Source organism: Pseudomonas morbosilactucae (assembly GCF_023241665.1).
In the GTDB taxonomy this organism is placed as follows: domain Bacteria; phylum Pseudomonadota; class Gammaproteobacteria; order Pseudomonadales; family Pseudomonadaceae; genus Aquipseudomonas; species Aquipseudomonas morbosilactucae.
The window spans coordinates 1-21486 of sequence record NZ_JALQCX010000030.1 but is presented as its reverse complement, the minus strand read 5'-3'; the positions used below and the strand labels follow the sequence as shown (position 1 = coordinate 21486).

The 21486-nt window shown below is 62.3% G+C and carries 17 protein-coding genes and 1 pseudogene; 12 read left to right on the top strand and 6 right to left on the bottom strand.

The window, feature by feature from the left end; all coding sequences use genetic code 11:
- The first annotated feature begins 74 nt into the window (after positions 1–74).
- The 6 genes and pseudogenes from hrpA to M1B35_RS16570 all read left to right on the top strand — a co-directional run bounded on the left by hrpA (position 75) and on the right by M1B35_RS16570 (position 9271).
- Entirely contained in the window at positions 75–3971 is a 3897-nt protein-coding gene (gene hrpA, locus M1B35_RS16595; protein ID WP_268262535.1) for an ATP-dependent RNA helicase HrpA, read from the top strand.
- Positions 3972–4327: 356 nt separating this feature from the next.
- The gene (locus M1B35_RS16590) at positions 4328–5449 is read left to right on the top strand and encodes a beta-ketoacyl-ACP synthase III (RefSeq protein WP_123336179.1); all 1122 of its coding nucleotides are present in this window, start codon (positions 4328–4330) and stop codon (positions 5447–5449) included.
- Positions 5450–5509: 60 nt separating this feature from the next.
- Complete coding sequence (locus tag M1B35_RS16585; protein WP_268262534.1) at positions 5510–6121, top strand: RNA polymerase sigma factor; 612 nt, start codon at positions 5510–5512, stop codon at positions 6119–6121.
- Complete coding sequence (locus M1B35_RS16580) at positions 6115–6351, top strand: anti-sigma factor family protein (RefSeq protein WP_123336175.1); 237 nt, start codon at positions 6115–6117, stop codon at positions 6349–6351. The genes M1B35_RS16585 and M1B35_RS16580 overlap by 7 nt, the downstream gene beginning before the upstream one ends.
- A 257-nt stretch (positions 6352–6608) precedes the next feature.
- Positions 6609–7951, top strand: a pseudogene (locus M1B35_RS16575) (OprO/OprP family phosphate-selective porin).
- A gap of 189 nt (positions 7952–8140) precedes the next feature.
- Positions 8141–9271 (top strand): GNAT family N-acetyltransferase, encoded by a 1131-nt coding sequence (locus M1B35_RS16570; RefSeq protein WP_268262533.1) that lies wholly within the window; start codon positions 8141–8143, stop codon positions 9269–9271.
- A 47-nt stretch (positions 9272–9318) separates the two neighbouring features.
- On the opposite strand, the gene M1B35_RS16565 is transcribed toward M1B35_RS16570, so the two are convergent.
- From M1B35_RS16565 to M1B35_RS16550, 4 genes are all read right to left on the bottom strand, one after another.
- Positions 9319–11151 (bottom strand): ABC transporter ATP-binding protein, encoded by a 1833-nt coding sequence (locus M1B35_RS16565; RefSeq protein ID WP_268262532.1) that lies wholly within the window; start codon positions 11149–11151, stop codon positions 9319–9321.
- Between the two features lie 88 nt (positions 11152–11239).
- Positions 11240–11803: a peptidylprolyl isomerase gene (locus M1B35_RS16560; protein ID WP_123336167.1), complete on the bottom strand. Its 564-nt coding sequence runs from the start codon at positions 11801–11803 to the stop codon at positions 11240–11242.
- Positions 11804–11806: 3 nt separating this feature from the next.
- Positions 11807–12610: an alpha/beta fold hydrolase gene (locus M1B35_RS16555; RefSeq protein ID WP_268262531.1), complete on the bottom strand. Its 804-nt coding sequence runs from the start codon at positions 12608–12610 to the stop codon at positions 11807–11809.
- 26 nt (positions 12611–12636) lie between these two features.
- The gene (locus tag M1B35_RS16550; protein WP_123336162.1) at positions 12637–13560 is read right to left on the bottom strand and encodes a PA3225 family LysR-type transcriptional regulator; all 924 of its coding nucleotides are present in this window, start codon (positions 13558–13560) and stop codon (positions 12637–12639) included.
- 49 nt (positions 13561–13609) lie between these two features.
- Here M1B35_RS16550 and M1B35_RS16545 point away from each other — a divergent pair, with 49 nt between their 5' ends.
- The 3 genes from M1B35_RS16545 to M1B35_RS16535 all read left to right on the top strand — a co-directional run bounded on the left by M1B35_RS16545 (position 13610) and on the right by M1B35_RS16535 (position 15756).
- On the top strand, positions 13610–13924 hold the full coding sequence (locus M1B35_RS16545; protein ID WP_123336160.1) for a 3-phosphoglycerate kinase: 315 nt from the start codon (positions 13610–13612) through the stop codon (positions 13922–13924).
- 148 nt (positions 13925–14072) lie between these two features.
- Positions 14073–14672, top strand: a complete 600-nt coding sequence (locus tag M1B35_RS16540) for an FMN-dependent NADH-azoreductase (RefSeq protein WP_123336158.1) — start codon at positions 14073–14075, stop codon at positions 14670–14672.
- A 211-nt stretch (positions 14673–14883) separates the two neighbouring features.
- Positions 14884–15756, top strand: coding sequence for a carboxylate/amino acid/amine transporter (locus M1B35_RS16535; RefSeq protein ID WP_268262530.1), 873 nt, complete (start codon positions 14884–14886; stop codon positions 15754–15756).
- A gap of 90 nt (positions 15757–15846) precedes the next feature.
- Here M1B35_RS16535 and M1B35_RS16530 read toward each other — a convergent pair whose 3' ends face one another.
- A complete protein-coding gene (locus tag M1B35_RS16530) occupies positions 15847–17145 on the bottom strand; it encodes a mechanosensitive ion channel family protein (protein ID WP_268262529.1) in 1299 nt (432 codons plus the stop codon).
- Between the two features lie 194 nt (positions 17146–17339).
- Here M1B35_RS16530 and M1B35_RS16525 point away from each other — a divergent pair, with 194 nt between their 5' ends.
- Complete coding sequence (locus tag M1B35_RS16525) at positions 17340–18686, top strand: DEAD/DEAH box helicase (RefSeq protein ID WP_268262528.1); 1347 nt, start codon at positions 17340–17342, stop codon at positions 18684–18686.
- Positions 18687–18737: 51 nt separating this feature from the next.
- Here the strand turns inward: M1B35_RS16525 and M1B35_RS16520 are convergent, their stop codons facing one another.
- Complete coding sequence (locus M1B35_RS16520; RefSeq protein ID WP_123336150.1) at positions 18738–19013, bottom strand: hypothetical protein; 276 nt, start codon at positions 19011–19013, stop codon at positions 18738–18740.
- 305 nt (positions 19014–19318) lie between these two features.
- Between M1B35_RS16520 and M1B35_RS16515 the strand changes: the two genes are divergently transcribed.
- Together M1B35_RS16515 and M1B35_RS16510 are read left to right on the top strand one after the other, a co-directional pair.
- Positions 19319–21061, top strand: coding sequence for a ShlB/FhaC/HecB family hemolysin secretion/activation protein (locus M1B35_RS16515; RefSeq protein WP_268262527.1), 1743 nt, complete (start codon positions 19319–19321; stop codon positions 21059–21061).
- A gap of 27 nt (positions 21062–21088) precedes the next feature.
- On the top strand, positions 21089–21486 hold a 398-nt coding region (locus tag M1B35_RS16510), incomplete at its 3' end, for a two-partner secretion domain-containing protein (RefSeq protein ID WP_268262526.1).

The following is a 21486-nucleotide window of genomic DNA, read 5'->3' as shown; positions in this document are numbered from 1 at the left end:
AAGCTGCCCCACAAGCTAAATATGAGCCATTGCGTTAATCTTGCCGCTTTTCGCTTGAAGCCTGCCGCTGCTCTATGACTACCGACCAACTGCTGAAAAACCTCGACCAAGCCATGCTCGCCGACCGTCATCGGTTGCGGCGGCAGTTGCTTGAGCTGCGCAAGAAGCCCGATGAGGCCAAGCTCGCCCAGTGGGTCGAGCGCATGCAGGCGTCCTGTGCCCAGGTCACGGCGCGGCGGGCCAGCGTGCCGCTGATTCGTTATGACGACAGCCTGCCCATCGCCGCCAAGCGCGACGAAATCAAGGCGGCGCTGCTCAAGCACCAGGTGCTGATCATTGCCGGTGAAACCGGCTCGGGTAAAACCACTCAGTTACCGAAAATCTGCCTGGAAATCGGTCGCGGTCAGCACGGCCTGATCGGCCATACCCAGCCGCGGCGGATTGCGGCGCGCAGCGTGGCCAGCCGGGTCGCCGAAGAACTGGCCACCCCACCGGGGGCACTGGTGGGCTACCAGGTGCGCTTCGAGGACCAGAGCGATTCCAATACCCTGATCAAGTTGATGACCGACGGCATCCTGCTGGCGGAAACCCAGAACGACCGCTACCTGGAACGCTACGACACGATCATCGTCGACGAGGCCCACGAGCGCAGCCTGAACATCGACTTCCTGTTGGGCTACCTCAAGACCTTGCTGCCGCGTCGTCCGGACCTCAAAGTCATCATCACCTCGGCGACCATCGACCTGGAGCGCTTCTCCAAGCACTTCAACGATGCGCCGATTGTCGAGGTGTCCGGGCGTACCTTCCCGGTGGACACGTGGTATCGCCCCCTGACCCTGGAACAGGACGAGGAGGGCAACCGCGTCGAGGACGATCTGACCGTGGACCAGGCGATCCTTGCCAGCTTGGATGAAATCGCCGCCCATGAGCGCAGCGAGCGTCGCAGCCCGGGCGATGTGCTGGTGTTCCTGCCCGGCGAGCGGGAGATTCGCGACGCCGCCGAGATGCTGCGCAAGGCCCAGCTCAAACACACCGAAATCCTGCCGCTGTATGCGCGCCTGTCGCCGGCCGAGCAGCAGCGGATTTTCCAGTCCCACCCGGGCCGGCGCGTGGTGCTGGCGACCAACGTCGCGGAAACCTCACTGACCGTGCCGGGCATTCGTTACGTGATTGACAGCGGCACCGCGCGCATCAGTCGCTACAGCTACCGGGCCAAGGTCCAGCGCCTGCCCATCGAAGCCGTTTCCCAGGCCAGTGCCAACCAGCGTAAAGGCCGTTGCGGCCGGGTCGAGCCGGGGATCTGCATTCGTCTGTACAGCGAGGAAGATTTCCTCGGCCGTCCGGAATTCACCGACCCCGAGATCCTGCGTACCAACCTGGCGGCGGTGATCCTGCAGATGCTCCATCTGCGCCTGGGTGAAATCACCGATTTCCCGTTTATCGAACCGCCGGATGGCAAGGCCATCAGCGACGGTTTCAACCTCCTGCAAGAACTCTCGGCGGTGGACCGCAACAGCCAGCTGACCCCACTGGGGCGGCAACTGGCGCGGCTGCCGGTGGATCCGCGCATGGGCCGCATGCTGCTGGAAGCCGCGCGCCTGGGCAGCCTGCAGGAAGTGTTGATCGTCGCCAGCGCCATGTCGATCCAGGACCCGCGCGAGCGCCCGCCGGAGCGTCAGCAGGCCGCCGACCAGGCACATGCCCAATGGAAAGACGTGGACTCGGACTTCGCCGGGCTGGTCAATCTGTGGCGTGGTTTTGAAGAGCAGCGCCAGGCCCTGACCGCCAGCCCGCTGCGCAACTGGTGCCGCAAGAATTTCCTCAACTACCTGCGGTTGCGCGAGTGGCGCGATTCCCATCGCCAACTCAGCCTGATCTGCCGCGACCTGCAACTGAGCGTCAATAAAGAGCCGGCGGATTACCCGAAACTGCACAAAGCGGTGCTGGTGGGCCTGCTCAGCCAGATCGGCCAGAAAACCGAAGACGGCGACTACCTCGGTGCCCGTCAGCGACGCTTCTGGATTCACCCGTCATCGGGCCTGGGCAAGAAGCGTCCGCAATGGCTGATGACCGCCGAGCTGGTGGAAACCACCAAGCTGTATGCGCGCATGGTGGCCAAGATCGAGCCGGACTGGATCGAGCCCCTGGCCGGGCACCTGATCAAGAAGAACCACTTCGAACCCCATTGGGAGAAGAAGCGCGGGCAAGTGGTGGCCTACGAGCAGATCACCCTGTTCGGCCTGATCGTGGTGGGCCGTCGGCCGGTGCATTACGGCCCGGTGGACCCGGTGGTCTCCCGCGAGCTGTTTATCCGCGAGGCGCTGGTGCGTGGGGAGATCCAGTCCAAGGCCAAGTGCCTGAGTGCCAACACCCAGTTGCTGGAGCAGCTCGACGCCCTGGAAGCCAAGGCCCGGCGTCGGGACATCCTGGCGGACGAAGAAACCCTGTTCGCCTTTTATGACGCGCGGCTGCCGGCGGAGATTCACCAGACCGCCACCTTCGACAGCTGGTACCGGGTCAACAGCCAGAAAGACCCGCAGTTGCTGATCATGCGCGAGGAAGACGTACTGGCCCGCGAAGCCAGTGAAGTCACTGCGCTGCAATACCCGGACACCCTGCACATCGGCGACCTGGAACTGGCCCTGAGTTATCACTTCGAGCCCAACCATCCCCGGGATGGCGTGACCCTGCGGGTGCCGGCGCCGCTGTTGCCGGCCTTGCCCGCCGAGCGCCTGGAATGGCTGGTGCCGGGGGTGATCGAGGCCAAGTGCATTGCCCTGGTGCGCAACCTGCCCAAGGCCTTGCGCAAGAACTTCGTGCCGGTGCCGGACTTCGTCAAGGCCGCCCTGCAACGCATGGACTTTGCCGAAGGTTCGCTGCCTCAGGCCCTGGGTCGGGAGCTGCTGCGCATGACCGGCGCCCGGGTCAGCGACGAAGCCTGGGCCGAGGCCGCGCAACAGGTGGAAAGCCACCTGCGGATGAACCTGGAAATCGTCGACGGCCAGGGCAAGTTCCTCGGTGAAGGCCGGGAGCTGGCCGAGCTGACCGCGCGTTTTGCCGAGGCCAGCCAGGCGGCCTTGGCCGTGCCGCAAACGGCGAAGAGCCAACAGCCGGTGGAGCCCAAGGTGTTTGCGGCGGTGGCCGAGAAGACTCAGCAAAAGATCGCTGGGCTGTCGATGACGGTGTACCCGGCGCTGGTGGAAGAGGGCGGTACGGTCAAGGAAGGGCGTTTCTCCACTGCCGCCGAAGCCGAGTTCCAACATCGCCGGGCCTTGCAGCGCCTGCTGTTGCAGCAGTTGGCCGAGCCGGCCAAGTTCCTGCGCGGCAAGCTGCCGGGGCTGACCGAGTTGGGCCTGCTGCACCGCGAGCTAGGGCGTGTCGAAGCCCTGGTGGAAGACATACTGCTGGCCAGCCTCGACAGCTGTGTGCTGGAAGGCGAAGCCACCTTGCCTCGGGATGGCGCCGGGCTGGCTTCCCTGGCCGAGCGCAAGCGCGGCGGCTGGACCGAACATGCCGAACGCCTGGCCAGGCTGACCCTGGAGATTCTCAAGCTGTGGCACGGCCTGCAAAAGCGCTTCAAGGGCAAGATCGACCTGGCCCAGGCCGTGGCCCTCAACGACATCAAGGCGCAACTGAGCCACTTGGTGTACCCGGGATTTGTCCGGGAAACCCCGGCCCAGTGGCTCAAGGAGCTGCCGCGTTACCTCAAGGCCATTGAGCTGCGTTTCGAGAAGCTCGGCAGCCAGGTGCAGAAGGACCGGGTCTGGAGCGGTGAACTGGTCGGGCTCTGGAGCCAGTACCAGGCCCGTGCCAGCAAGCACGCTCAGGAAGGCAAGCGCGACCCGCAGTTGGAGTTGTACCGCTGGTGGCTGGAGGAATACCGGGTGTCGTTGTTTGCCCAGCAACTGGGTACCAAAGTCCCGATCTCCGATAAACGCCTGAGCAAGCAATGGAGCCAGGTCGAACCCTGACCGCGCCATGCCGTGTAGGCGCTGGCGTGCCAGCGATGGCGTACGCGAGATCGCCATCGCCGGCAAGCCGGCTCCTACATGGCTTGTGGTGCTCCCTTCAAAATTTTACTGCCCAGCTCGGCTCCTGTAGGGGCGGGCTCGCCAGCGATGGCGTGCGCAACCGTTCCGTTAATCTCGCCATTGCGGCGAAATGCCAGTGGTTATGGCAAACTCCGCCGTCATAAATACCGTGCCCGCCCAGGCGGACCGGAATAAAGCGATGCCAGGCTCTGTCCCGTCTGTTGCGGGGTGGACCCTTTACGGTTTGGTACGTCGGTGCCAATACCTTCTGCCTGAACAGAAATAGAGGAACGACCGTGCATAACGTCGTCATCAGCGGCACAGGCCTTTTCACCCCGGCCAACAGCATCTCCAACGAAGAGCTGGTGCAGTCTTTCAATGCCTATGTGCATCAATTCAACGCCGACAATGCCGCCGCCATCGAGCGTGGCGAGGTCCAGGCGCTGACCGAGTCCAGCGCCGCCTTTATCGAAAAAGCCTCCGGCATCAAAAGCCGCTTTGTCATGGACAAAGAGGGCATCCTCGACCCGCAGCGCATGGCGCCGCGCCTGCCCGAGCGCTCCAATGATGAATGGTCGGTGCTTTGCCAGATGGCCGTTGGTGCTGCCGAGCAGGCCCTGCAGCGCGCCGGCAAGACCGCCGCCGACATCGACGGGGTGATCGTTGCCTGTTCCAACCTGCAGCGCGCCTACCCGGCCATCGCTATCGAAGTCCAGGAAGCCCTGGGCATCCAGGGTTTTGGCTTCGACATGAACGTGGCCTGTTCCTCGGCCACCTTCGGCATCCAGGCCGCCTGCAACAGCGTGCAGTTGGGCCAGGCCCGGGCGATCCTGATGGTCAACCCGGAAGTCTGCACCGGTCATTTGAATTTCCGTGACCGCGACAGCCACTTCATCTTCGGCGACGCCGCCACCGCCGTGATCATCGAACGCGCGGACCTGGCCACCTCGGCCTACCAGTTCGATATCGTCAGCACCAAGCTGCTGACCAAGTTCTCCAACAACATCCGCAACAACTTCGGTTTCCTCAACCGCGCGGCGGAAGAGGGTATCGGCGCCCCGGACAAACTCTTCGTCCAGGAAGGCCGCAAAGTGTTCCGTGACGTCTGCCCGATGGTGGCGGAGCTGGTGGGTACCCACTTGCAAGAAAACCAACTGAACGTTGCCGACGTGAAGCGCTTCTGGCTGCACCAGGCCAACCTCAGCATGAACCACCTGATCGTCAAGAAACTCCTGGGCCGCGAAGCCTCGGTGGAAGAGGCCCCGGTGATTCTCGATCGCTACGCCAACACCAGTTCGGCGGGTTCGGTGATTGCCTTCCACAGCTACCAGGACGACCTGCCAAGCGGTTCGCTGGCGGTGCTCAGTTCCTTTGGTGCCGGGTACTCCATCGGTAGCGTGCTGCTGCGCAAGCGCTGAGACGAGGGGGCTGGCCTTATCGCCGGCCAGCCGACACCCACAGGTGGCGACGAGGCATTGATGGCTGCAGCGGACGATACGCCGCTGCTCGCTCGCCTGTTGGCGGGTGAGCAGCAGGCTTACAAAGAGTTGGTCAGCACCTACCAGGGGGCGATGCGTGCGGTGGCCTATGCCATCGTCGGCCAGCCTCATGCCGATGAAGTGGTGCAGGATGCCTGGCTGTCGGTAGTGCGCAATCTGGGGAAGTTCGAGGGCCGTTCAAGCCTCAAGACCTGGTTGCTGACCATCACCGCCAACGCGGCGAAAAGTCGCTACAAACAGCAACGCCGGGACGTCCTGCTGGACGATGTGCCGGCGCCCCACGGTACCCTCGGTGACGAGCGATTCTCCCCGGACGGGCATTGGCGGGTGGCGCCCCTGGCCTGGCATGACGACAACCCCGAGGCCTTGCTCACCGAGCGCGAGCTGCGTGAGTGCCTGGAACGTACCCTGTTGAGCCTGTCGGATCTGCAAAGCAGTGTCTTGCTGCTGCGTGAGCGCCAGGGGCTGGAGTTGCAAGAGATCTGTAATCTTCTGCAGCTTTCGCTCTCCAATGTGCGTGTGCTGTTGCACCGCGCACGGTTGAAGGTCTTTGCCACCGTGGAGCACTTTGAGGAAACCGGCCAATGCTGACCTGTCAGGAATACGTGGCGTGCTCCAGTGATTACCTCGATGGCCAATTGAGCCTTCGCCAACGCTTGAGGGTGCGTTACCACGTGCTGCTCTGCCCCGACTGCCGGCGCTTCATTCGCCAGATGCGTGTGCTGCAAGCCACCTTGCGGGTGTTGCCCGAGCCGCCCTTGGCCGGTCTCGACGAGTTGGCCGCACGCCTGGCTGCTCAGCGTCACGACGACTGCCAATAGCCTCGAGATCGATGGCCGCCCGGCCAGCCATCAACAACGCTGCCGTCAGAATATCCCCGGATATCCCCCGCGCAACCCCTCTAGTACGGGCCTTTTGCCTTATTTCTTTTCGAAGTAAAAAAGTTCCCGTGTCATAAAATCTTTATCTATCAGCAACCGCGCTGACATAACCCATCGCCAAGATTCCCTCCCAACACAAGCGGGCCTGAACCGCGTGTTTTCCAACGCTACAGACCACCAATTAGGGGAATTCTTCGATGATCCGTAAGCACTTCGCCGGTTTTGCCGCCAGCGCCCTGGCCCTGGCAGTGACCGCCCAGGCTTTCGCTGGCACCGTCACCACCGATGGCGCCGATATCGTTGTCAAAACCAAGGGCGGCCTTGAGGTCGCCACCACGGACAAAGAGTTCAGCTTCAAACTCGGTGGCCGCCTGCAAGCCGACTACAGCCAGTTCGACGGTGTCTACACCCGCAACGGCGACACCGCTGATGCGGCCTATTTCCGTCGCGCCTTCCTGGAATTGTCCGGTGTGCTCTACACCGACTGGGCGTACACCATCAACTACGACTTCTCCCACAACACCGGCGACGCCGACAACGGCTACTTCGACGAAGCGTCCCTGGCCTACAACGGCTTCAAGCCGGTGTCGATCAAGGTCGGTCGCTTGACCCGGACTTCGGCCTGGAAAAAGCCACCAGCTCCAAGTGGGTGACGGCGCCAGAACGTAACATCTCCTACGACATGATCGACTGGGCCAACAGCCATCAGAACGGCCTGGGCCTGCAAGCCTCCAGCACCTTCGCGGATTCGTTCTACGCCTCCGCCGGTGTGTTCAGCAAAGACACCGACGACACCGACGGCAACAGCATCAAGCAGGCCAACGGTCGCTTCGTATTCGCGCCGATGCACGACGCCGGCAACGTGCTGCACTTTGGTATCAACATCGCCAGCCGCGATGTCTCCGATACAGCGTTCGACTCTCGCTATCGCACCCGTATGGGCATGCGCGGCGTCGATACCCTGGGCGGCAACGATGCCGGCACCAACGGCAACCGTCCGGTGCTGGGCGGCGCATCACCTTCGCCAGCCGGTTCTTATGACCGCGACACCGCAATGGGCTTGGAAGCCGCCTTCGCCATGGGCCCGGCCTCGATCCAGGGTGAATACATCACCCGCAAGACCAAGGCTGACGACAGCGCCTTTGAAGACATCAAGGGTCATGGTTTCTATGTTCAGGGCGCCTACACCCTGACCGGCGAGGCTCGCGGTTATAAAGTCGGCAAGTTCGACGCCATCAAGCCGTCCAACAAAGCCATCGGCGCCTGGGAACTGTTCTATCGCTACGACAGCCTGACCGTCGAAGACGATAACGTGACCACCGCCAGCCTGACCCGCGATGTCGGCGATGCCGAAGTCAAGGTGCACAACCTGGGTGTGAACTGGTACGCCAACGAAGCGGTGAAAATCTCCGCTACTTACATCAAGGCCAAGACCGACAACGTGACCAACGCCACTGCAGCCGCAGGTGCTACTCCGGCACGCCGTACTGGCGATGACAGCGGCGACGGTTTCGTCCTGCGTGCCCAGTACGTGTTCTAAAACAGCGCAACACCGATCCAGAGCTCTTTCTCATCCGTTATAGCTCCTCTCGTTTCAGCCCCGCTTCGGCGGGGCTTTTTTTTGCCTGCAACCAAGACCGTGGATGCAAAGGTGCGGTTTCTATTTCAGGGCTTTCGGCGATGGGCGATACTCCCCCGGGTTTGTGGGCCATGCATACCGGGGAACGCGATGCCGCTTCAATCCTTGAACAGTCTGTCTGCCGTCGACCCGTTGCAATGGGACGCGCTGGTGACGGATGGGCAGCCGTTTTTGCGGCATGCCTTTCTCAGTGCCCTGGAAGACAGCGGCAGCCTGGGCCCGCAGTCCGGTTGGCAAGCCGAGCATCTGCTGCATGTGGAAGACGGTCGTCTGTTGGCGGCCTTGCCCAGTTATCGCAAATGGCATTCCTATGGCGAGTACGTCTTCGATCATGGCTGGGCCGATGCCTGTGCCCGGGCCGGCATCGACTATTACCCCAAGCTGCTGACGGCGGTGCCATTCAGCCCGGTCAGTGGGCCGCGCCTGTTGGCGGCGACCCAGGCGGACGGCGTCGAGTTGCTGAAAAGCCTGCCGGGCTACCTGGAGATCGAAGGGCTTTCCAGTGCCCATATCAACTTCACCGACCCCTTCACCGACCTCGCCCTGGCGCAACAGCCAGAGGCGGGCTGGCTGCAGCGTTTTGGCTGTCAGTTTCATTGGCAGAACCGGGGCTACCGGGACTTTCAGGATTTCCTCGATGTGCTGAGTTCGCGCAAGCGCAAGCAGATGCGCAAGGAGCGCGAACAGGTGGCGGGGCAGGGGATCGATTTCGAGTGGCTGCACGGCCATGAGCTGAGCCAGGCGCAGTGGGATTTTGTCTATGCCTGCTACGCCAACACCTACGCGGTGCGACGTCAGGCACCGTACCTGACCCGAGCGTTTTTCAGCCTGCTGGCCGAGCGCATGCCCGAGGCGATTCGGGTGGTCCTGGCCAAACAGGGCGGGCGCCCGGTGGCCATGGCTTTCAGCCTGGTGGGTGGTGGCAGTTTTTATGGGCGTTACTGGGGCTGCCTGGCGGAGTTCGACCGCCTGCATTTCGAGACCTGCTTCTACCAGGGCATGGACTACGCCATCGCCCAGGGGCTGCAACGTTTCGATGCCGGGGCCCAGGGCGAGCACAAGCTGATTCGCGGCTTTGAGCCGGTGATCACCCATTCCTGGCATTACCTGCGCCATCCGGGGCTCAAGGCGGCGGTGGCGGACTTCCTCGAACAGGAGCGCGTCGGGGTGCTGGCGTACGCCGAAGAGGCGCGTACGGCGCTGCCCTATCGGCAGGCCTGACCCCGGCGCGGTGGTTCTCGCCGGAGCCTGGTGCCGTTCAGATAGCTTCAGTCGATGCCGACAAACCCGCCGGTCTGGTGCTGCCACAGCCGCGCATACAGGCCGCCCTGGGCCAGCAGTTCGGAGTGGCTGCCGGTTTCGGCGATGCGTCCATGTTCCAGAACCACCAAGCGGTCCATGCGGGCGATGGTGGACAGGCGGTGCGCAATGGCGATCACCGTCTTGCCCTGCATCAGGGTTTCCAGGCTCTCCTGAATGGCGGCTTCCACTTCCGAGTCCAGCGCTGAGGTGGCTTCGTCCATGATCAGGATCGGCGCGTCCTTGAGCAGCACCCGGGCAATCGCAATGCGCTGACGCTGGCCGCCGGACAGCTTGACCCCGCGTTCGCCGACATGGGCGTCGAAACCGCTACGGCCCTGGGCGTCGGAAAGCAGCGGGATGAACTCGTCGGCCCGGGCCTTGCGCACCGCTTCCCAGAGTTCCTCGTCGGTGGCGTCCGGACGGCCGTAGAGCAGGTTGTCGCGGATCGAACGGTGCAGCAGCGAAGTGTCCTGGGTGATCATGCCGATGCGTTCGCGCAGGCTTTCCTGGGTCACTTCGGCGATGTTCTGCCCGTCGATCAGGATCTTCCCGCCCTGCAGGTCATAGAGGCGCAGCAGCAGGTTGACCAGGGTCGACTTGCCCGCGCCGGAAGGACCGATCAGGCCGATCTTTTCCCCGGGCTTGATGGTCAGGTTGAGGCCGCTGATGACCCCGGAGCGTTTCCCGTAGTGGAAGTCCACCTGTTCGAAACGCACCTCGCCCTGGCTCACGGCCAGGCGCGGAGCCTGTTCGCGGTCAGTGACGCTCAGGGGCTGGGCGATGGTCTGCAGGCCGTCCTGGACCATGCCGATGTTTTCGAAGATGCCGTTGACCACCCACATGATCCAACCGGACATGTTGACGATACGGATCACCAGGCCGGTGGCCAGGGCGATGGCCCCCACGGAAATCAGCGATTGGCTCCAGAGCCACAGGGCCAGGCCCGTGGTGCCGACGATCAGCAGGCCGTTCATGCTGGTGATGACCACGTCCATGCTGGTGATCACGCGACCGGCCAGCTGGTTTTTCTCGGTCTGTTCGGCGATTGCCTCGCGGGCGTAGTTCTGCTCGAAGTGGGTGTGGGCGAAGAGCTTCAGGGTGGTGATGTTGGTGTAGCCGTCGACGATCCGCCCCACCAGCTTGGAGTTGGCATCGGACGAGACCACCGAGCGTTCCTTGACCCGGGGTACGAAGTACCAGAGCGCGGCGACGTAGCCGACGATCCAGATCAGCAGCGGGATCATCAGGCGCCAGTCGGCTTCGGCGAACAGCACCAGGGCGCTGAGGGCGTAGATCAATACGTGCCACAGGGCGTCCACTGCCTGCACCGCGGAGTCGCGCAGGGAATTGCCGGTCTGCATGATGCGTTGGGCGATGCGCCCGGCGAAGTCGTTCTGGAAGAAATTCAGGCTCTGCTTGAGCACGTAGCTGTGGTTTTGCCAGCGAATCAGGCTGGTCATGCCGGGGCTGATGGTCTGGTGCACCAGCAGGTCGTGCAGGCCGACGAACAAGGGGCGGAACAGCAGGGCGACCACGGCCATCCAGGCCAGTTCGAGGCCGTGGGTCTTGAAGATGTCGGTGCTGGGCGTGCCCTGGGCCAGGTCGATCAGGGTGCTCAGGTAGCTTAACAGCGACACTTCGATCAGCGCGACGAACAGGCCGACCACCAGCAGGGCAACGAAGCTCGGCCACACTTGGCGGATGTAATAGAGGTAGAAGGGGAGAACCTGGGTGGGCGGTGCGGCGGTGGGGGCGTCGCGGAAAATATTGATCAGTTGTTCAAAACGACGATAGAGCATTGGGTCTGACGCCCGCGTGGCGGGCTCTCCTGTTCAGTGGGCGAACGGGGCGCTGAGCCAGCCCCCCGTCGTGACTCCCGGCACGCTGTTAGTCGATGCGCTTGGCCGACTTGATCAGTACCGGGTCCACCGGCACGTTCTGCATGCCTTGCTTGGTGGTGGTCTGGGAATTGACGATCTGGTCGACCACGTCCATGCCGTTCACCACTTTGGCGAACACGGCGTAACCGGCATCGCGGCCGGGGTCGAGGAAGGCGTTGTCGGCCACGTTGATAAAGAACTGACTGGTGGCCGAGTTGGGGTTTGAGGTGCGGGCCATGGACAGGGTGCCGCGCACGTTATGCAGGCCGTTGCTGGCTTCGTTCTTGATCGGGTCGCGGGTCTCTTTCTGCACCATCTGCGCAGTGAAACCACCGCCCTGGACCATGAAGCCCGGGATCACCCGGTGGAAGATGGTGTTGGTGTAGAAACCGCTGTCGACGTAGTCGAGGAAGTTCTTGCTGGAGATCGGTGCCTTGACCGGGTCCAGTTCGATTTCGATCTTGCCGAAGCTGGTTTCCAGCAGCACGTGAGGAGCCTTGGCCGGTTGGGCGGCCATCAGGTTGGCGGCGAAGAGTACGGAGCCGGCGACGAGGGCGAGTTTTTTCAGCATGGGTCAGTGATCCTGGGTAGTGGTGTCGACTGTGGTTAAAAATTCGAGCAGGGTTTGATTGAAGCGGTGCGGCTGGTCCAGCGGCGTGGCGTGACGCGAGTCTTCGATCACCACCAGCCGCGCATTGGGCAGTTGTTTGACGTAAGCCTGTTTCAGCGCCACCGGCGTGTAGTCGCGGTCGGCGCTGACGATCAGGGTTGGACAGGTGACGCGTGACAGTCGTTCCTGCACCCCCCAGCCGACAATGGCGTCGAAGCTGGCGAGATAAGCACGTTTGTCGTTTTTTGCCCAGCGTTCGGCCATTTTTTGCCGCAGCTCGGCCTGTTCGGGTTTGGGAAACAGGTTGTTGCCCAGGGCCTTGCCTAGGGTGCTCAGGCTCAGCAGCCGGGCCAGGCTCCAGCGCTTGAACCACTGGCCAACGTCCTTGGCGTTGCGCACCTTGACCTCGGGCGCGCTGTTGACGATGCACAGGCTCTTGAGCAAGTGGGGCTGATCCACCGCCAGTTGGAACCCGATCATGCCGCCCATGGACAACCCGACAAAATGCACAGGCCCCAGGTTCAGGTGTTCGATCAAGGCCACCATGTCGGCGCTGAACCCCGGGATGCTGTAGCGCTCCCGAGGTTTGTCGGAGCGCCCGTGGCCGCGCACGTCCGGCACGATCAGCCGGTAGTGGGGCGCGAGGTCGGCGATCTGTTTTTCCCAGTCCAGGGTGCTGGAGCCCAGGCCGTGGACCAGCAGCAACGGCGTGCCTTGGCCATATTCCTCATAGTGCAGGGTGCAACCTTCATGTTCGAAATAGGCCATGGCGGAACTCCTGTTCGGTCGGGGGATCAGGCCTGCGCGGGGGCGGCGAAAGGCGCATCCAGGGGCGCGGTGTCGAAGGTGCGCAACAGTTCGACAAGAATCTGCGTGGCCGGGCCCAAGGGTTTGTCCTTGTTGGAGTAAAGGTAGAAGGTCGGGTGGCGGCTGCCGCCCTGATCCATGGGTAGCACCTTGAGCACGCCTTCGCGCAGTTCCCGTTCGATCAGGTGGCGCGGCAGCCAGGCAAAGCCCAGGCCGCTGCTGACGAAGGTCGAGGCGGTGGCCAGGCTGCCCACGGTCCAGCGCTGTTCGGCGCCGAGCCAGCCGACGTCCCGTGGCTGCTGGCGGCCGGAGTCGCGAATCACCACTTGCAACTGGCTTTCCAGATCCTGGAAGTTCAGCTCACGGTTCAGGCGATGCAGGGCATGCTCCGGGTGGGCCACAGCGACAAACTCAACGGCGCTCATCTCCGTGCCCAGGTAGCCGGGAATGCTGAAACCGCTGATGGCCAGGTCGGCCACGCCTTCCATCAGCACCTCTTCAACGCCCGACAGCACCTCTTCGCGCAGGCGCACGCGGCAGCCACGGCTTTGCGGCATGAAGGCGGTCAGGGCGCGTACCAGGCGCGCATTGGGGTAGGCCGCATCCACCACCAGGCGCACTTCGGCCTCCCAGCCTTGCTCCATGTGGTGGGCCAAGTCTTCCAGTTGGCTGGCCTGTTTCACCAGTTGTCGGGAGCGCCGCAGCAGCACCCCGCCGGCTTCGGTAAGCACGGCCTTGCGCCCGTCGATACGCAGCAGGGGCACGCCCAGCTGATCTTGCATGCGGGCCACGGTGTAGCTCACCGAGGATTGTGAGCGGTGCAGCGCTTCTGCCGCTTGGGCGAAGCCACCGTGGTCGACCACGGCTTGCAGGGTGCGCCATTGATCGAGGGTCACGCGGGGCGCTTTCATGAGGGGCTCCTCTTGTCCTAAGCTGGCGCTCCTTATTGGAGACTGCCGAATGAGAAAATTCTGTTGTGCCGTATTGGCCCTGCTGCCCTTGAGCGCGATGGCCTATCCGATTGATGTCGAGAAACAGCTCAACGGCTTGAGCATCGACTACACCGCCTTCGACACCGACGCCGATATCGGCTCCATGCAGATCAACAACTTCGGCAAGACCGATGCGCTGTGCAGCGTGGTGTTTCGCAATGGGCCCGAGGCGCCGCGTACGCGCAAAGTGGAAGTCCCTGCCGGGCAGAGCAAAAACGTCACGGCTAAATTCAACCGCAGCATTCTCAAGCTGCGCCTGACCCTGACTTGCACTCCCAAATAATCGAAGTGGGGCAGCCTGGCTGGGCATGCTCCGCTTATAAACGAATTTATTGATTGGTTGTAGCAGTTATTTGCGCTTTTTCATCGATATCACTCTGTTTAATCTGCGCCCCATCGACTTAGGCATCCACCGATGGAGGCTCCACCCCATGTCCCGCGTCCTGATCATTGAAAGCAGTGCCCGCCAGCAAGGTTCCGTTTCCCGTCAACTGACCCAGACCTTTATCCAGCAGTGGCAAGCCGCGCACCCGGCGGATCAGATCACCGTGCGTGACCTGGCGGCGCAGCCGGTGCCGCACCTGGATGCCGACTTGCTGGGTGGCTGGATGAAGCCCGCCGAGCAGCGTAACGACAGCGAGCAGGCGTCGTTGCAGCGTTCCAACGAATTGACCGATGAGTTGCTGGCCGCCGATGTACTGGTGCTGGCCGCGCCTATGTACAACTTCGCCATCCCCAGCACCCTCAAGGCCTGGCTCGACCATGTGTTGCGTGCCGGGGTGACCTTCAAGTACACCGAAACCGGCCCTCAAGGCCTGCTCACCGGCAAACGTGCCTATGTGCTGACCGCCCGCGGCGGTATCTACGCCGGCAGCAGCGCCGATCACCAGGAACCCTACCTGCGCCAGGTCATGGGCTTTGTCGGCATCCACGACGTGCAGTTCATCCACGCCGAAGGCATGAACCTGGGGGGCGACTTCCAGGAAAAGGGCTTGAACCAGGCCAACGCCAAGCTGGCCTCGGTCGCCTGAGGCGTTAATCGTCAGATAATCGCCCCATGTTTAAGTGACTCCCGCGTAACCCCTTCAAGCTGGTTCGCGCATCGAACCTCCCTTTGCACTGTTTGCTCCTGAGTGCTCCCGCCCGATTGAACGCCTTAGCGAGATCGGGCTTTTTTTTGCCTGGCATTTCACCCCAGCCGGCAAAACCGCTATCGTCGCCGCCATTCAAGACGAGGCGAGCATGGGCTATCTACTTTTTGTCACGCTGATCCAGGCGTTTTCCTTCAGTTTGATCGGCGAGTACCTGGCCGGTCATGTCGACAGTTACTTCGCCGTGCTGGTGCGGGTACTGCTGGCGGGGCTGGTGTTCATTCCCCTGACCCGCTGGCGCCGGGTTGAACCGGCGTTTATGCGCAGGCTGTTATTGATCGGTGCCTTGCAGTTCGGCGTGACCTACGTCTGCCTGTACCTGAGCTTCCGGGTGCTGACGGTTCCGGAAGTGCTGCTGTTCACCATCCTCACGCCGCTGCACGTGACCCTGATCGAAGACGCCCTGAACCGGCGCTTCAACCCCTGGGGGCTCGTGGCGGCACTGGTGGCGGTGGCGGGAGCGATGGTGATTCGCTACGACAGCATCAACCCGGACTTCTTCATGGGCTTCTTGCTGCTGCAACTGGCCAACTTCACTTACGCCGCGGGGCAGGTGATGTACAAGCACCTGGTGGCCCGCTACCCGAGTGACCTGCCCCATTACCGGCGTTTCGGCTACTTCTACCTGGGAGCTTTGTTGGTGGTATTGCCGGCGTTCCTGCTATTCGGCAAGGCCAACTTTCTGCCGGACGCGCCGCTGCAATGGGCCGTGCTGCTGTTTCTCGGGCTGGTGTCCACGGCGTTGGGTATGTACTGGTGGAACAAGGGCGCGTGCCTAGTGACCGGCGCCACCCTAGCGGTGATGAACAACCTGCATGTACCGGTGGGGCTGCTGATCAACCTGTTGATCTGGAACCAGCATGAAGACCTGGGGCGGCTGTTCCTGGGCGGGCTGGTGATCCTGGGTGCGGTGTGGATCAGCCGGCGCGGCACGCAGGAACCGCCAGCCATTCGCCGGACCTGATGACGCCATCTTGTAGGAGCCGGCTTGCCGGCGATGGGGGCCGAAAGCCTTGCACCGAATCGGATGACGCCATCGCTGGCAAGCCAGCTCCTACAGGGCTTGTTTTTCGATCGGGGGAATATGGCTGGCGCCCAGCACGGCGGGCAGCAGCCCGGCGCGCAGGTCGGTGCCGCTGGGTTGTTGGTACAGGCTCAGGCCGAACTCCGGCATCACCGCCAGCAGGTAGTCGAAGATATCCCCCTGGATCCGCTCGTAATCGGCCCAGACGGTGGTGCGGGTGAAGCAATAGATCTCCAGGGGGATGCCCTGGGCCGTGGTCTGCATCTGCCGCACCATGCAGGTCATGTTCGGCTGGATCTCCGCGTGGCTCTTCAGGTACGCCAAGGCATAGGCGCGGAAGGTGCCGATATTGGTCATGCGCCGCCGGTTGGCCGACATGGCCGCGACATTGCCCTGGGCCTCGTTCCAGCTTTTCAGCTCGGCCTGTTTGCGGCTGATGTAGTCGGTCAGCAAGTGCACCTTGCTCAGGCGGGCTTCTTCTTCGTCATTCAGGAAGCGCACGCCGCTGGCGTCGATAAACAGGCTGCGTTTGATCCGTCGGCCGCCGGACTGCTGCATGCCGCGCCAGTTCTTGAACGACTCGGACATCAGGCGCCAGGTGGGGATGGAGACGATGGTCTTGTCGAAGTTCTGCACCTTGACCGTGTGCAAGGTGATGTCCACCACGTCGCCGTCGGCGCCCACTTGCGGCATTTCGATCCAGTCGCCGACCCGCAGCATGTCGTTGCTGGTCAGTTGCACGCTGGCGACGAAGGACAGCAGGGTGTCCTTGTAGACCAACAGGATCACCGCCGACATGGCGCCCAGGCCTGACAGCAGCAACAGCGGCGAGCGGTCGATCAGGGTGGCGACGATGATGATCGCGCCAAACACGAACAGCACCATCTTCGCGAGTTGCACATAGCCTTTGATCGAGCGGGTACGGGCGTGTTCGGTGCGCGCGTAGATGTCCAGCAAGGCGTTGAGCAGGGCGCTCAGGGCCAGGACCTGGAACAGGATGGTGAAGGCCAGGGCCACGTTGCCGAGGAACACCTGGCTGGTCTTGCTCAGCTCCGGCACCAGGTGCAGGCCGAACTGGATCACCAGGGACGGGGTCATCTGGGCCAGGCGATGGAACACCTTGTTCTGGCGCAGATCATTGAGCCAGTGCAGCGCCGGCTGGCGACCGAGGAGCTTGACCGTGTGCAAGGTGATGTAGCGCGCTACCCGGCCCAGCACCAGGGCCACCACCAACAGAAGCAGCAGGGCCAGGCCTGAATGCAGGAGCGGGTGCTGGTCGAGGGCACCCCAAAGGTCTTGGGCGTTGAGCCAGAGCTGTTTGAAATCCATGGGCTAAAACGATTCTTCTGTGAGGCGGAAAGGGAACGATTAGAGCATTTAAGCCGGTCAAAGTTACGCTTGTGGACAGATCGGCTAACAAAAAAGCCAATCTTTGCTGCCGTTTGTATAAAGAAACTCGGCCTTGGCGCTCGAAACCGTTACCCTATGCAGCTGTTTTTTTGCATATCTTCGAGGTAGCACCCGTGTTTTCCCAATTCGCCCTGCACGAACGCCTGCTCAAAGCCGTGGCCGAGCTTAAATTTGTCGAGCCTACGCCTGTGCAAGCAGCGGCTATCCCGCTCGCGCTTCAAGGGCGTGACCTGCGGGTGACGGCACAGACAGGCAGCGGCAAGACCGCCGCCTTTGTCCTGCCGATTCTCAATCGCCTGATCGGCCCGGCCAAGGTCCGCGTCAGCATCAAGACCCTGATCTTGCTGCCGACCCGCGAACTGGCTCAGCAGACCCTGAAGGAAGTGGAGCGCTTCTCCCAGTTCACGTTCATCAAGTCCGGCCTGATCACTGGCGGTGAAGACTTCAAGGTCCAGGCTGCCATGCTGCGCAAGGTGCCGGATATTCTGATCGGCACCCCGGGCCGGATGATCGAGCAACTCAACGCCGGCAACCTCGACCTCAAGGAAGTCGAAGTGCTGGTGCTCGACGAAGCCGACCGCATGCTCGACATGGGCTTTGCCGAAGACGTGCAGCGCCTGGTGGATGAGTGCACCAACCGCCAGCAAACCATGCTGTTCTCTGCCACCACCGGCGGTTCGGGGTTGCGCGAGATGATCGCCAAGGTCCTCAATAACCCCGAGCACTTGCAACTCAACGCGGTCAGCCAGCTGAACAGCACCACGCGCCAGCAAATCATCACGGCCGACCACAACCAGCACAAAGAGCAGATCGTCAATTGGCTGTTGGCCAACGAGACCTACCAGAAGGCCATCGTCTTCACCAACACCCGGGCCATGGCCGACCGCATTTATGGTCGCCTGGTGGCGCAGGAGTACAAGGCGTTTGTCTTGCACGGTGAGAAGGACCAGAAAGACCGCAAACTGGCCATCGACCGTCTGAAGCAGGGTGGGGTGAAAATCCTCGTCGCCACCGACGTCGCGGCTCGCGGCTTGGACGTCGACGGCCTGGACCTGGTGATCAACTTCGACATGCCACGCAGCGGCGATGAATACGTGCACCGCATCGGTCGCACCGGCCGTGCCGGCAACGATGGTCTGGCCATCTCGCTGATCTGCCACGGCGACTGGAACCTGATGTCGAGCATCGAGCGCTACCTGAAGCAAAGCTTCGAGCGCCGTACCATCAAGGAAGTCAAAGGCACCTACGGCGGACCGAAGAAGGTCAAGGCGTCGGGCAAGGCCGTTGGCGTGAAGAAGAAAAAGACCGACGCCAAGGGCGACAAGAAAAAGACTGCAGCCAAGGGGCCGACCAAGCGTAAAACCGCTAACCGGCCAAAAGCCGAAGTACCGGCCCTGGTCAGCAAAGACGGCATGGCGCCGCTCAAGCGCCGCAAGCCGGAAGCACCGGCCGCCGACTAAGCCGCTAGCGCAATCCACGAAGAACCCGGACCTGTTCCGGGTTTTTTGCATTCAGCTATCGGCTTTTTTCTCGGCGCTTTTCAATTCCTTAAGACGCTGGTCGATCAGTTGGCACTTGTCCGGCAGGTCCTTGCTGGCGGTGCTCAAGTCCATTTTCTGCAACTCGTCGTTGATCTCCTTGGCCTTGGTCGGGTTCTGCTCAGTCAGATTGCTCACCACCTGGGCCAGTTGCTCGCGCTTGGCGGTGGCCTCTTCGGGCGTGCAGGCCCAGGCGGGCAGGGCAAACAGTAAGGTGCTGGCGAGGATCAGGGGGCTGAACGTTTTCATGGCGAGGACTCATGAGGCGGATCGGGCTGTTACGAGGTTGAGGAGGGAGAGCGGGGGAAAGTTCAGTTGGATGTCGCGAACGGAGTCGTGCAGCCCCGGACGCTATCGAGCGTTTTTTCTGGAAATTCAGAAGTGCCTTATGTGTTGGCGGCTCGGGCGAACCTAGTATCGACAGCCGCTGAAGGGTCAACAGTCTGGGGTAGCGCAGTTTGTCGGGGAGTCTTGTGCTGACCCGACGCTCAGAGTTTGGTCCATCTGCATCGCTTGTCTGGTCTCCATTCCGGCACTCTTTCGAAGGACCGACTATGTTGCTTTCCACCCTCAGGATGAGGTTGTGCTTTGCCTTGTCTTGCCTGCTGTTGGCCAGCCCACTGTCCGTGGTGTTTGCCGCCCCCTTGCCCGCACCGGCTTTCAACCCTGGCGACCAGGACCTGATCCGCGATCGTCAGATCCGACTGTTGGAAGAGCAGCAACGCCGCCTTGAAGAACTCAAGGACCTGCCCGGCAAGAGCGTCGCCCCCGTGGCGCCAACAGCCCCATCCGACAGCCGCTGCTTCCCGATCAAAAGCATCCGGCTCAACGGCGCCGACGCCTTGTCCGCCGCCGAGAGTGATCGCTTGCTCAGGCCCTACATCGGTCAGTGCCTGGGGGTGGCCCAGCTTAACGAGCTGCTCAAGGTCATCACGCACCGTTACATCGAAAAGGGCCTGGTCACCAGCCGTGCCTACCTGCCGCAGCAGGATCTCTCTAGCGGCCATCTGCAAGTGCGGGTGGTGGAAGGCAAGCTCGAAGGCCTGAGGGCGGCTGTGGACAGCAAGCTTACTGCCCGCGAACTGAACATGGCGTTCCCCGGCAGTGCCGGGCAGTGGCTCAACCTGCGACAGATCGAGCAGATGGTCGACCAGCTCAACCGCTTGCCGTCGAACCAGGCACAGATGGAATTGGCCCCGGGGAAGGCCGTGGGCGGCAGTGAAGTGCTAGTCAAAAATACCCCGCAAAAGCCCTGGCGTGTGGGCTTGTCTCGCAGCAACGAGGGGCAGAAAAGCACCGGCGAACAGCAGTGGGGTAGCGCTTTCGAATGGGACAGCCCCTTGGGCCTGGCTGACCAGTTGGTGCTGCGCGGTGGCCACGACGCCCTCAGCGACCACCAGAAAACCTCGCGCAACGCCATGCTCTATTACAACCTGCCGTTTGGCTGGTGGAACCTCAGCTACAGCTACAGCCAGAGTGAATACCTCTCCCTGGCCCAGGCCCAGGGCTTTACCTTCAAGCGGACCGGCGACAGCCAGAACCACCAACTGCGCCTGGAGCGGGTGATCCACCGCGATGCCTTGAGCAAGACCTCCCTCAATACTGGCCTGAGCTACCTGCGCACCCACAACTACATCGAAGACAGCAAGCTGAGCAACAGCAGCAACCGCCTCAGCGAAGCGCAGTTCGGCATCAACCACGGCCGACGCATCGGCAGTGCCTTCCTCAACCTCGACCTGGGGATGCAGGACGGCATCGGCGCTTTCGATGCCCAGCGCGAGAACCAGCGCGACCGCTTCGGCAATCGCCAAGCCAATGCCCGCCACCGCAAGTACACCGCCACCGCCAGCTACCTGCAGCCATTCAAGCTGTGGGAAGAGTCCCTGGTGTTCAGCAGCCTGGTCACCGGCCAGCGCAGCGAGGATGTGCTGTTCAGCCCCCAGCGCATGAGCCTGGGCAGCCAGTCCTCGATCCGTGGCTACAAGGACCAGAGCCTCAATGGCGACAGCGGCTACTACTGGCGTAACGACTTGCGCTGGAGCCGCCCGGTGACCTGGGGCTGGCTACGGCCGCTGTTCAATCAGTACGGCACTGGTCTGGGCTATGACGTTGGCGCGATTCGCCATGACCGCTACAACGCCGAGCAGCATGGCCGGGTTTCCAGCGACTCCCTCGAGATGTTTGCCCGTGGAGCGAACTTGGCGGTCAGCGTGACCTTTGCCCATTCACTGGAGCGGCCCCGAGCCCTGAGTGAACAAGAAGCCCCGGTTTATTTCCGTTTGGACCTGCTCCTCTAATCCCGATTTCCACTTGAGATACACAACATGGACGTTCGTCAGTTTGCCTTCCTGGCTCACCAGCCTTCTGCTGCCCTGCAATCCCGGCATTCCTTTGGGGGCCTGCCGAAGCGCGGACTGGCGTTCATGCTGGCCAACCTGATGTTCTGGCAGCCGCTGTGGGTGATGGCCGACGGCATCGTGGTCAACGGCAGCGGCACCCGTCTCGGCCAGGCGGGCAATGGCGTGCCCATTGTCAACATCGCCAAGCCCAATGGCGGCGGCCTGTCCCACAACAAGTTCAGCGACTACAACGTTGGCCCGCTGGGGGTGATCCTCAACAACGCCACGAGCCGCACCCAGGAAACCCAGCTCGGCGGGATCATCCTCGGCAACCCTAACCTGGGCGGCCGTTCGGCCACAGTGATCCTCAACGAGGTCAACGG